This window comes from Pectobacterium sp. A5351, assembly GCF_028335745.1.
In the GTDB taxonomy this organism is placed as follows: Bacteria; Pseudomonadota; Gammaproteobacteria; order Enterobacterales; family Enterobacteriaceae; genus Pectobacterium.
The window spans coordinates 977,351-988,367 of the sequence record NZ_CP116477.1; the positions used below are offsets into that span (position 1 = coordinate 977,351).

The 11,017-nt window shown below is 51.3% G+C and carries 12 protein-coding genes; 7 read left to right on the plus strand and 5 right to left on the minus strand.

The features are described 5' to 3' along the window. Positions 1 to 206: 206 nt before the first annotated feature. The 3 genes from O1Q74_RS04665 to rlmM all read left to right on the plus strand — a co-directional run bounded on the left by O1Q74_RS04665 (position 207) and on the right by rlmM (position 2,768). A complete protein-coding gene (locus O1Q74_RS04665; protein WP_271876468.1) occupies positions 207 to 1,130 on the plus strand; it encodes a transcriptional regulator GcvA in 924 nt (307 codons plus the stop codon). A 149-nt stretch (positions 1,131 to 1,279) separates the two neighbouring features. After that, on the plus strand, positions 1,280 to 1,675 hold the full coding sequence (locus O1Q74_RS04670) for a DUF423 domain-containing protein (RefSeq protein ID WP_271876471.1): 396 nt from the start codon (positions 1,280 to 1,282) through the stop codon (positions 1,673 to 1,675). Further along, positions 1,668 to 2,768 carry a 23S rRNA (cytidine(2498)-2'-O)-methyltransferase RlmM gene (rlmM, locus tag O1Q74_RS04675; protein ID WP_271876473.1) on the plus strand — a complete coding sequence of 367 codons (1,101 nt, stop codon included), beginning with the start codon at positions 1,668 to 1,670 and terminating at the stop codon, positions 2,766 to 2,768. Before O1Q74_RS04670 ends, rlmM begins: the two co-directional genes overlap by 8 nt. Positions 2,769 to 3,165: 397 nt before the next feature. On the opposite strand, the gene xni is transcribed toward rlmM, so the two are convergent. The 3 genes from xni to queF all read right to left on the minus strand — a co-directional run bounded on the left by xni (position 3,166) and on the right by queF (position 6,546). Next, a complete protein-coding gene (gene xni / locus O1Q74_RS04680) occupies positions 3,166 to 3,936 on the minus strand; it encodes a flap endonuclease Xni (RefSeq protein ID WP_271876475.1) in 771 nt (256 codons plus the stop codon). Positions 3,937 to 4,009: 73 nt separating this feature from the next. After that, positions 4,010 to 5,374 (minus strand): nucleotide 5'-monophosphate nucleosidase PpnN, encoded by a 1,365-nt coding sequence (ppnN, locus tag O1Q74_RS04685; protein WP_271876478.1) that lies wholly within the window; start codon positions 5,372 to 5,374, stop codon positions 4,010 to 4,012. A 323-nt stretch (positions 5,375 to 5,697) separates the two neighbouring features. Next, positions 5,698 to 6,546 (minus strand): NADPH-dependent 7-cyano-7-deazaguanine reductase QueF, encoded by an 849-nt coding sequence (gene queF / locus O1Q74_RS04690; protein ID WP_271876481.1) that lies wholly within the window; start codon positions 6,544 to 6,546, stop codon positions 5,698 to 5,700. A gap of 70 nt (positions 6,547 to 6,616) precedes the next feature. On the opposite strand from queF, the gene syd reads away from it, so the two are divergent. The 4 genes from syd to O1Q74_RS04710 all read left to right on the plus strand — a co-directional run bounded on the left by syd (position 6,617) and on the right by O1Q74_RS04710 (position 9,633). Continuing rightward, positions 6,617 to 7,165, plus strand: a complete 549-nt coding sequence (gene syd / locus O1Q74_RS04695) for a SecY-interacting protein (RefSeq protein WP_271876484.1) — start codon at positions 6,617 to 6,619, stop codon at positions 7,163 to 7,165. A gap of 812 nt (positions 7,166 to 7,977) precedes the next feature. Then, a complete protein-coding gene (locus tag O1Q74_RS04700) occupies positions 7,978 to 8,328 on the plus strand; it encodes a YqcC family protein (RefSeq protein WP_271876487.1) in 351 nt (116 codons plus the stop codon). Then, complete coding sequence (gene truC, locus O1Q74_RS04705; protein WP_271878740.1) at positions 8,321 to 9,106, plus strand: tRNA pseudouridine(65) synthase TruC; 786 nt, start codon at positions 8,321 to 8,323, stop codon at positions 9,104 to 9,106. Before O1Q74_RS04700 ends, truC begins: the two co-directional genes overlap by 8 nt. 71 nt (positions 9,107 to 9,177) lie before the next feature. Next, positions 9,178 to 9,633 carry a flavodoxin gene (locus tag O1Q74_RS04710; protein WP_271876490.1) on the plus strand — a complete coding sequence of 152 codons (456 nt, stop codon included), beginning with the start codon at positions 9,178 to 9,180 and terminating at the stop codon, positions 9,631 to 9,633. Positions 9,634 to 9,706: 73 nt separating this feature from the next. On the opposite strand, the gene O1Q74_RS04715 is transcribed toward O1Q74_RS04710, so the two are convergent. Together O1Q74_RS04715 and dapD are read right to left on the minus strand one after the other, a co-directional pair. Beyond that, positions 9,707 to 10,096 (minus strand): DUF3461 family protein, encoded by a 390-nt coding sequence (locus O1Q74_RS04715; protein ID WP_271876492.1) that lies wholly within the window; start codon positions 10,094 to 10,096, stop codon positions 9,707 to 9,709. Between the two features lie 83 nt (positions 10,097 to 10,179). Beyond that, the gene (gene dapD / locus O1Q74_RS04720; RefSeq protein ID WP_271876494.1) at positions 10,180 to 11,007 is read right to left on the minus strand and encodes a 2,3,4,5-tetrahydropyridine-2,6-dicarboxylate N-succinyltransferase; all 828 of its coding nucleotides are present in this window, start codon (positions 11,005 to 11,007) and stop codon (positions 10,180 to 10,182) included. Between the last annotated feature and the right edge of the window lie 10 nt (positions 11,008 to 11,017).

An 11,017-nucleotide genomic window follows, 5' to 3' on the forward strand; every position in this document is an offset into this window, starting at 1 on the left:
TTCTTGCAACTCGAATTATTTAGGGTATTGATGTACCCGTCATCTTTTCGTTGTAGAGAATCCGGCTATTGCCACTGGTATTAATCGCTTAGTCAGCTAATTGGCAGGCGATCTTTCCCTTTGTTGCCTTTCTGCATCTTAAGATTTTATGGGTATAAATGTGCCCGATAAACCGCTGATTTAGCGTAAACCAAAAGATTTCATTCATGTCAAAACGTCTCCCTCCGCTCAACGCATTACGCGTTTTTGATGCGGCGGCTCGCCATTTAAGCTTTACCAAAGCGGCAGAAGAGCTGTTTGTTACGCAGGCTGCTGTCAGCCACCAGATTAAATCATTGGAGGATTTTCTGGGGCTTAAATTATTCCGCCGTCGTAATCGCTCCCTGCTACTGACGGAAGAGGGGCAAAGTTACTATCTTGATATCAAAGAGATCTTCTCATCTTTGAATGACGCAACCCGTAAGCTGCAATCCCGCAGCGCCAAAGGCGCGTTAACGGTTAGCCTGCTACCCAGCTTTGCTATCCATTGGTTGGTACCACGTTTGTCGAGCTTCAACTCCGACTATCCGGGGATTGATGTGCGTATTCAGGCGGTGGATCGTGATGAAGGTCGTCTGGCTGATGACGTGGATGTCGCGATTTTCTATGGTCGGGGAAACTGGCCGGGGTTGCGGGTGGAGAAACTCTATGCCGAGTATCTCTTGCCTGTTTGCTCACCGGTATTGTTGACGGGGAATCACCCGTTGAAGACGCCGGACGATCTGGTGGCACACACGTTGCTGCATGATGCATCACGCCGTGACTGGCTGTCCTATACGCGCCAGCTTGGTGTGCAGATTAATGTACAGCAAGGGCCGATTTTCAGCCACAGCGCGATGGTGTTGCAGGCGGCAATCCACGGGCAGGGTGTGGCATTGGCGAATAATGTGATGGCGCAAACGGAGCTAGAAGCTGGGCGATTGGTATGTCCATTTAACGATGTGCTGGTCAGCCGGAATGCTTTTTATCTGGTATGTCATGACAGTCAGGCAGAACTGGGTAAAATAGCCGCCTTTCGCCACTGGATTCTGGCGCGGGCAGCCAGCGAGCAGGAAAAGTTTCGTTTTCGCTATGACAACGACACGCGCTGAGCCCATGTCGCTTGCTGGTGAAGATTGGTTGACCGAATAACTCACGTAGATAACTACGTTTCAGGCTGATGACAGATCTATTTGCAGAATGAAAACGGCGGCCTTTGTCAGCAACCTCGTTTATAGGTAATAACGTATAGGTAAATACGATGAATAGTCGTTTCATGCCGGTATTTGCTGCTATCAGCGGCTTTACTTTTGTCGCGCTGGGCGCATTTAGTTCCCATGTCCTCAGCAAAACGCTGGGCGCTGCGGAACTTGGCTGGCTGCGCACCGGCCTTGAATATCAGGCATTTCACACGCTGGCGATTTTGGTGCTGGTTATTGCTATGCAACACCGAACCAACCTGTGGTTTTACTGGAGCAGCGTTTTTCTGGCGTTGGGAACGGTACTCTTCAGCGGAAGTTTATACTGTCTGGCGCTTTCTCACCTGAAGCTATGGGTTTATGTGACGCCCATTGGTGGAATCTGTTTTCTGGTGGGATGGATATTAATATTGATTGGCGCATTGCGTCTGAAGAGAAAGGCTGAACGCCATGAATAAAGTCATTTTGTATTGCCGCCCTGGGTTCGAGAAAGAGTGTGCGGCAGAAATAACGGAAAAAGCCACCCAGCATAATGCCTTCGGCTTTGCGCGAGTAAAAGAAAACAGCGGTTACGTGGTATTTGAATGCTATCAGCATGAAGATGCTGAACGTCTGGTGAAAACGCTGCCGTTTCATGAGCTGATTTTTGCCCGTCAGATGTTCGTGAGTGGTGAACTGCTGCGTGATTTGCCGCCGGAAGATCGTATCACGCCAATTGTCGGCATGTTATCGGGAGCCATTGAACGGGCAGGAGAACTGCGCGTTGAAGTTCCTGACACCAACGAAAGCAAAGAGCTGATGAAGTTTTGCCGTAAATTCACCGTGCCGCTGCGGGCGGCATTGCGCGAACATAAAATTCTGTTGGGCTATGAAAAAGCCGATCGGCCAGTACTGCATGTGCTGTTTATTGCGCCAGGCTGCTGCTATGTCGGTTACTCCTATAGCAATAACCATTCACCGTTTTATATGGGTATCCCACGGCTTAAGTTCCCTTCTGATGCGCCAAGCCGTTCGACACTGAAACTGGAAGAGGCGTTTCACGTTTTTATTCCTGCGGATGAGTGGGATGAGCGCTTGGGGAGCGGCATGTACGCGGTGGATTTAGGCGCGTGCCCCGGCGGTTGGACTTACCAACTGGTTAAACGCAGCATGATGGTTTATGCGGTAGACAATGGACCCATGGCGCCAAGCCTGATGGAAACCGGGCAGGTGATGCACCATCAGGCGGACGGCTTCCGCTTTGAGCCACCGCGTAATAACGTGTACTGGTTGGTGTGCGATATGGTGGAAAAGCCAGCGAAAGTCACCAGCCTGATGAGTGATTGGCTGGTTAAGGGCTGGTGTCGCGAGGCCATTTTCAACCTGAAATTGCCGATGAAGAAACGCTATGAAGAGGTGTCACAGAATCTGGCCGTGCTGCGTGAACGCCTGAGCGAAAATGGGATTAATGCTGAAGTGCATGCTAAGCATTTGTACCATGACCGTGAAGAAATCACCGTGCATGTTCGTCGTTTCTGGAGCGCAGTGCCTGGCCGCCGTGACGAGCGATAAAATAAGAGATATCGTGGATTTTGCTGTTATCCGGCGTAAAAAATTATGCTGAGGAGATAGTCGGCTTAGGATGAGCCGCAGGGATGCGGCGAAAGCTTGCGCCATGCTGGGAGCATGTCGCAAGCGGTCCGTAAAGCCAGATACCGACGAAGGCACCGCGTAGCGGTATAATTTAGCCAGAAGCCAGAAGCCAGAAGCCAGAAGCCAGAAGCCAGAAGCCTGGGGTCATGGGGTCATGGGGTCATGGGGCGAGCGGCGTGTGAGCCGCCCCATGTCGGGCGCGTGCTACGGAGGTAACATAAAAAATGACGGTATTATTGCGCACGAAACCCTCTCCTAGTCTGCATAAAAAATGTGACTAAGAGACAGGTATTAATAGGGGCACATCGCCCGTCTCTTAATACGGTAGCCTCAGCTGTTGCAGATTGCCATTAAGCGTTAAATCGGTACGCAGCATGGCCACCTGACGGCTGATTAGCGCCATCTCTTTATGCAGTTCCAGTTTCTTGCGCCACTTCTCCGGGACGGCATCTAATTGCTGGTACAGCGCCTCCAGACTCCCGGCCTGTTGCAAAAGCAGTGCGGCGCTTTTAGGACCAATACCCGCGACGCCTGGAATTTTACTGCTGCTAATGCCTGCCAGCCCCCAGTAGTCCGTAAGCTGTTGCGGTGACACACCAAACTCTTGTTCGATAAACGGCAGATCCAGCCAGCGTTTCTGAAAGTAATCCCTGATCTGAATGTGTGGTGCCAGTAGCTGGCAATACCCTTTGTCAGTCGACACGATCGTTGCCTGATGACCCGCTGATGACAACTTAGTGGCTAGCGTGGCTGCCAGATCGTCGGCTTCATTGCCGGGACTATGCCAGCTTGCTACGCCTGCTGCGGCAAATGCAGCTTTAATCTGCGGGAGTTCCTGTTTCAGATTATCTGGCATTGGCGTGCGGCCAGCTTTGTAGTCAGGCAGGAGCTGGTGGCGCCAACTGGTAACACGGCCTTCATCATCAAACTCTTCATGATCAAAAACGGCAACAGCGTGCGTAGGCTGGCTGTTTTGTATGAGTTGCTGCAATGCGTGTTGGCATGCTGTGATACAGGGAGAACCTTGTACCGCATGAATGCGACGTATCAGATTGAGCGCGTCAACAATCAGCAAATGGACGGGCATCGCGTAATTCCTGATGTAATAAGCGGGGGGACGCTGGGCTTCCCCCACATAGGTACGACCGAGCGGTGAACCGTTAGGAGCAGATTTCGTAGCAGGGGATATAGACGCTGCCGGGCAGCTTCATGCGCTGCTGTGCGACAAAGCCCTGTAACAGCGTATCCATGCTTTTCATCATCTGCGGATCGCCATGAATTTTGTACGGCCCACGTTGTTCAATCGCCTGAATGCCGACTTCCTTCACATTACCCGCCACAATGCCGGAGAACGCCCGGCGCAGCGCGGCAGCCAGCTCTTCCGCCGGTTGATTCGGATGCAGGTTGAGATCGGCCATATTTTCATGTGTTGGCTCGAAGGGCAATTGCAGATCGGGTGCGATGCGCAATGACCAGTTAAAGCTGTAAGCATCGCCCGTGTGGCGACGGCTTTCCTTCACCTGAGGCATCGCTTTCTTCATCTGACGGGCGACTTCCGCTGCGTCATTAATGATGATCGAGTAGTAACGACGCGCCTGGCGGCCCAACGTGCCAACAATGAACTCGTCCAGCACGCGGAAATAGTCTGCGCTTTCTTCCGGCCCGGTCAGGATAATCGGTAACACCTGCTCGCTGTTTTCCGGGTTCATCATGATGCCCAGCAGATAGAGGAATTCTTCCGCCGTTCCGACCCCGCCGGGGAAAATAATGATGCCGTGTCCGATACGGACAAAGGCTTCCAGACGCTTTTCGATGTCCGGCATGATGATCAGTTCATTGACCAGCGGGTTTGGCGGTTCGGCCGCAATGATGGACGGCTCGGTCATACCGATGAAACGCCCTTCTTTATAGCGTTGCTGTGCGTGACCGACGGCGGCACCTTTCATTGGCGCTTCCATCGCGCCTGGACCACAGCCTGTACAGATATTCAGTTCACGCAGGCCAAGCTGGCTGCCCACCTTGCGCGCATACAGATATTCGATTTCATTAATCGAATGGCCGCCCCAGCAGACCACCATGTTCGGTTCTTCCCCCACGTGGAGCGCTTTGGCATTACGTAGAATAGAGAACACCAGATTGGTGATATGGGCAGAGTTTTCCAGGTTCAGGTTCTGATAGCGACCCGCGCTGGCGATTTGGCCGTTGACGAAAAGAATGTCGCGCAATACAGCGAACAGGTTAGCCTGCAAGGCGCGGATGATGTTGCCGTCAACGAAAGCGTCTTCTGGCGGGTTCACCAGTTCCAGTTTTACGCCACGCTCGCGGCGCAGCACGTTGATGTCAAAATCTTCATAACGAGACAGCAGCTCTTTACTGTTATCTGTCTGGCTACCGGAATTCAGTACGGCGAGGGAACAGTTGCGAAACAAACGGTAGAGATCGCTGCTGGCTGTGCTTTTCAGCATGTCGACTTCCAATTGCGATAACAAATCCATCGATCCCAATGGGCTGATATGTGTAATCAATTTTGCTCCTTGAAACGCAATATAATTCGTGATGCCATGCTGGCTGCCGAGAGCACGTTCCATTGCTACACGCTCGACGTTTCAGCAACATGGCACGAATGTCATCCATTTAAGGCGCGACGCGGAACGTCATACGTTAAATACCGCGAGCCTAAATGAAACCTACTTGAGCACCGTTCAGATCAGACGTTATGGATCTTGTGTTGTCTGGCACACCACCTTAACGCGCTGCCATCATTTTTTCCAATGTTGGCAGCAAGTCTGTCGCCTAACTTGCGTGACGCTACGCATATTACCGTGCGTGCCTGTGATTTATCGGTCGGTTACTGGCGCGGCAGGCGTCCATTTGGCGCGTTAAACGGGGTGTTACTACGCCATGGGTTGATGTCCAGCCCGCCGCGTCGGGTATAGCGGGCATAAACGCTGAGTTTCTCGGGCTGGTAGTAATGCATGATGTCGTTAAAAATTCGTTCCACACACTGTTCATGAAATTCGTTATGATGACGAAACGAGACAATGTAGCGTAGCAGTGCTTCACGGTTAATGCGTTTGCCGTGATAGTGGATCTGTACAGAGCCCCAGTCGGGCTGATGGGTGATCAAACAGTTGGATTTCAGCAGATGGCTGACCAGTGTTTCTTCAACGACAGGCGCGTCCCGTTCGTTTGTCGCCAGATAGTCGGCGTTGAAGTCGTAGCTGTCGATCTGAATGTCTTGATCGTCGATGCACTCGCCGGTGAATCCTGCTAGCGGTTGGCCCTCAAGCTCGCTGAGTTTGAAAAGCGTGATACTGACGTCCCCCTGAGCGCAGTGCGCCAGATCCTTGGCTAACGTGGCGTGTATGCTTTCCCAACTGTCGAATGTCGTCTGATTAAAGCTGTTCAGGTACAGTTTAAAGCTTTTTGATTCAATCAGATTCAGGCTTTCCGCATTGAGATGCATTTCACCGACGGCCACTTGAGGCACGCCGCGGTTGTTCAGCCAGGAAAGCTCGTAGAGCGTCCAGATATCTGCGCCATGAAAAGGCAGGCTATCAGGATGAATGCCCAGTGGGTCGCGGTTCAGGCTACGTGGCACGGGTTGTAGAAGGGCGGCATCATAGCGGTCATGATAGGGAGTAGGTTTGCCCAGTGTCAGCCCGCTCAGGGCCTGATGCTTGTCATAAACGGACATGCTGTTACCTTGATGTGATAAGCGTGATGGCGAATAGTGTAACCTGACTAAAAGAGTGATGAGAAAAATTATGGAGCATGAGGTTGTTTCGACACTGGCGGCGTTTACCCAGCGCTATGTTGCCCGCTGGCAGCAGGAGAAGGGGCATTTGCCCGGCAGTGAAGCCCTTTACGGCATACCTTCCCCGTGTATTGTCGAAAATCATGAGGATACCGTTTACTGGTTGCCACAGCCTTTTGTTCCTTCAGGCGCATTGGACGGTGTGGAACGTGCGCTGGAAATCAGCCTGCATCCTGATGTTCATGCTTTTTACACCGCGCAGTATGCCGGGGATATGTCGGCGCAGTTTGATTCGTTATCTTGTCAGCTATTGCAGGTGTGGAGCGAAGAGGATTTCACCCGCATGCAAGAGAATCTGATTGGCCACTTGGTAACGCAAAAACGCCTGAAGCTGACGCCGACGCTGTTTTTAGCAACGACCGATTCTGAGATGACAATGGTGTCGTTGTGTAATATTTCTGGTGAAATCATCCTTGAAGAGTTCGGCACGAAACAACGTCAGATCTTAGCGCCAACGCTGGCGGCGTTTCTTTCTGGCCTTAACCCGTTAGCGGTCTAATGGTTAATCGAATTTCACTTTCGGCTTTGTGAGAGATCTCTTACATTTGCTGTGAGAAATGTCTTATCTTTAATGTTGAAAATATGTTTCATTTTTATTTTTTCATTATTAATTAGATGATTACAATAAAGTGTTACCGTGTCGCTTAAGGCGCATTGGGAAACATTGTCACTTACCCCTTGCTGAAAACTGACAATTAATACATCTTATTACTTAAGTTGGTAACCGGTTACAGTGTGTGTAGTGGTGACTATCAGTAACAATAGTAACAAAATAGCGTTACTGTATTCGGATTGTTTTCAGGACGAAACGTTGTTTCAGGAAGAGACTCGGTTTCAGGATGAAACGCTGTTTAGGGGGTAAACACTTTTTTGGAAGAAACACACGTTTCAAGAAGAAGAAGCACAGTTTTCAGGAAGAAACACGGTTTCAGGATGAAATCAGGGACACCTCCAGGAAGGAGACCGAGAGCCGGTTAGGAATATCGGTGGGGCAGGAGCCTAAAGGGATTTAATCACGGAAGATACAGGATGGAAATGTCAGGAAGAAAGTAGGACGCCAGCAAGGATTGTGGGTCAGGGAGACCAAAAAGGAAAAGTTTTCATGGATGAGCAGGGATGCAAATGTGTAGCGGGATAGCTATAAAACGAACCGGGGGTACTGAGTAATCAGTACCCCCACTTTTTTGCCTATCGTGTTGGGAACTGAGGTTGTCGCCGATAGCCTGCGGCCAACATGCGGCGATTGGGTCAGGCTGATATCAATGCTATGCTTTGCCGCCATTACTGTTGGCTTCAAGGGCGAGAAACCGCATGAGTAGAGAGAACCAGGTTCGTCAGTCATTATTCGATATTGAGCGCGTATTGAGAGAAAGTCCTTTCTGGCAGGTTGTTCCGCCAGAAGACGAGGCATTTAACAGTATTGAGCCTTTCAGCCTGGATACGATGAAACCCGAAGAGTGGTTGCAGTGGGTCTTTTTGCCACGCATGCATGCTTTGTTGGATAGCGAATTAGCGCTGCCCGCTGAACTGGCTTTGCTTCCTTATTTTGAAGAAGCGCTGGAAGGCACGCCAGAAGAGACGGCGGCGATCCTGTTGCGCATCGGGCTGCTCGATGAGCTATTCCGCCCGGATGCACCGGATGGCGCAGTACACGATGCTTGAGATTATTTATCAGGATGAGCATCTGGTCGCCGTCAATAAACCCAGCGGCTGGCTAGTCCACCGTAGCTGGCTGGATCGTAAAGAAAAGGTCGTGGTGATGCAGACCGTGCGCGATCAGATCGGACAGCATGTATATACCGTTCATCGTCTCGACAGGCCGACATCCGGCGTGTTGCTGCTCGCGCTGTCCAGCGAGGTAGCGCGTGCGTTATCCCAGCAGTTTGAATCACACCAGATGCAGAAAATGTATCATGCCGTTGTGCGTGGCTATGTGCTGGATGACGGCGTGATCGACTATGCGCTTACCGAAGAACTGGACAAGATCGCCGACAAGTTTACAAATCCTGATAAGGCAGCGCAGCCTGCTGTCACGCATTACCGCTCTTTGGCGCAGGTCGAAATGCCGGTTGCCATCGGCCGTTACCCAACGGCACGCTACAGTCTGGTGGAGCTGAAGCCACAGACCGGGCGTAAACATCAGCTCCGCCGCCATATGTCACACCTACGCCATCCGATTATCGGTGATACCGCGCACGGCGACCTGCGACACAATCGCGGCATGGAGACGCATTTTTCCTGCGGCAGGCTTATGCTGCATGCCAGCGAGCTGCGGTTGAATCATCCGGTGAGCGGGCAGCCATTGACGTTGCGGGCCCGCTGGGATACGCCGTGGCAGGGCGTGATGACTCAATTTGGCTGGCAGGGGATTCTCCCTGAGTTTGAAGGGGTTGAGTTTCCTGTCGACTCAGGTCAGGATAGCGAGCACGTCGTTGGGTAATATCTGCCGTATAACTTTTATATCAAACCTATCTATATCAAATACATCGAATTAAAAAGGGAGTCAGACGCATGGCGCAGATTGGTATTTTTGTTGGTACGGTCTACGGGAATGCATTGCTGGTGGCCGAAGAAGCCGAAAATATCCTCAGGGATCGTGGCCATGAGGTTAAGGTCTTTGAAGATGCAACGTTGGAATCCTGGCTGGACTACCGCGAGCATACGGTTTTAGTGGTCACGTCAACGACGGGACAAGGCCAACTGCCTGATTCTATTGTTCCGCTTTACGCTGCTCTGCGTGAGAAAGGCGGCTACCAGCCCGCGCTGCGCTATGGCGTGATTGCGCTGGGTGATAGCAGTTACCCGAATTTCTGCGCGGGCGGCCATCTTTTCGATGCGCTGTTGCAGGAAATCGGTGCTAAGCGTTTGGGCGACGTGTTGGAAATAGATGCCGTCGAACATCCAGAACCGGAAGTGATGTCATGTCCGTGGGTTGAAGGATGGGCTGATGTGGTTTATGCGCAGTGATGTTGTGCTGAAATGAGACACGGGAGCTTGTCGTGCTCCCGTTTTCGTTGCGGCCTGTGAGTGATGATCGTGTTTAGCGATTCTTGGTTAGCTTCTCTAAATCCGCTTCAATTTCGGTAATCTTGTTGGAGACGACGCTTTCAAGATGACGCAGATCGTCAAGGATTTTGCGTTTCAGATCGACTTCAACCTGTTCCTGCTGGCAGATCTTGTCCAATTCATCAATAACATAACGCAGATTGGGGCTGATCTCGTTGATCTCTTTATAGCCCTGTCTGGAGCTGTCGGCCACGATAGTCTTACGCTGACGTGGATATTTGAACTTCACGCTTTTAGCAAAAAATTCGCCCTTATCTTTACGAAAATAGATCTTCAGGATGTCGTTATTCGCTTCCTGACGCAGGCTATAGCGATCGATATCATCGGGATTGGTAATGCCCAGGCTTTTTAGATTGTCATACATAGCGTCACCTTCTCGGTTTTTAGATAGTCCTGATTATCGTTCGAGCATAAAAAACTGCGGGTGATTAACCCGCCGTTTCTCGTTTAGTCGATGGAACGTAATAACTCATTGATACCCACTTTACCGCGGGTTTTCGCATCGACTTTCTTCACAATGACTGCGCAGTACATGCTGTGGCTACCATCTTTGGACGGCAGGTTGCCAGAAACTACGACGGAGCCTGCCGGGACGCGACCATAGTGAATTTCACCCGTTTCACGATCGTAAATACGGGTGCTTTGGCTGATGAACACGCCCATGGAGATGACGGAGCCTTCCTCAACAACAACGCCTTCTACGACTTCAGAACGCGCACCGATGAAGCAGTTATCTTCGATGATGGTTGGGTTAGCCTGTAACGGCTCCAGAACACCACCGATGCCGACGCCGCCAGACAGGTGAACATTTTTACCGATCTGAGCACAAGAACCCACGGTTACCCACGTATCCACCATGGTGCCTTCATCAACGTAAGCACCGATGTTGACGTAAGACGGCATCAGCACGGTGTTACGTGCGATATAAGCACCGCGACGCACGCTGGCTGGTGGTGCAACGCGCACGCCTTCACGCTGAAAACGCGCTTCATCATAGTCAGCAAATTTCATTGGCACTTTGTCGAAAAAGCGTGTTTCTCCGCCTTCGATAATTTGGTTATCGTTAATACGGAAAGAGAGCAGCACGGCTTTCTTCAGCCACTGATGGGTAACCCACTGGCCGTCGATTTTCTCTGCAACGCGCAGGGCGCCGCTATCCAGCAGGTTGATAGCCTGAGTGACGGCTTCACGTGTGACGGTATCTGCGTTTGCCGGAGTGATTTCAGCGCGGCGCTCGAAAGCCGTCTCAATGATGTTCTGTAATTGTTGGTGCATCCTGATTTCT

Coding starts and splice junctions, on each gene's coding strand:
- O1Q74_RS04665 (WP_271876468.1), top strand. CDS start 207: ATGTCAAAACGTCTCCCTCCGCTCAACGCATTACGCGTTTTTGATGCG.
- O1Q74_RS04670 (WP_271876471.1), top strand. CDS start 1,280: ATGAATAGTCGTTTCATGCCGGTATTTGCTGCTATCAGCGGCTTTACT.
- rlmM (WP_271876473.1), top strand. CDS start 1,668: ATGAATAAAGTCATTTTGTATTGCCGCCCTGGGTTCGAGAAAGAGTGT.
- xni (WP_271876475.1), bottom strand. CDS start 3,936: ATGCCCGTCCATTTGCTGATTGTTGACGCGCTCAATCTGATACGTCGC.
- queF (WP_271876481.1), bottom strand. CDS start 6,546: ATGTCCGTTTATGACAAGCATCAGGCCCTGAGCGGGCTGACACTGGGC.
- syd (WP_271876484.1), top strand. CDS start 6,617: ATGGAGCATGAGGTTGTTTCGACACTGGCGGCGTTTACCCAGCGCTAT.
- O1Q74_RS04700 (WP_271876487.1), top strand. CDS start 7,978: ATGAGTAGAGAGAACCAGGTTCGTCAGTCATTATTCGATATTGAGCGC.
- truC (WP_271878740.1), top strand. CDS start 8,321: ATGCTTGAGATTATTTATCAGGATGAGCATCTGGTCGCCGTCAATAAA.
- O1Q74_RS04710 (WP_271876490.1), top strand. CDS start 9,178: ATGGCGCAGATTGGTATTTTTGTTGGTACGGTCTACGGGAATGCATTG.
- O1Q74_RS04715 (WP_271876492.1), bottom strand. CDS start 10,096: ATGTATGACAATCTAAAAAGCCTGGGCATTACCAATCCCGATGATATC.
- dapD (WP_271876494.1), bottom strand. CDS start 11,007: ATGCACCAACAATTACAGAACATCATTGAGACGGCTTTCGAGCGCCGC.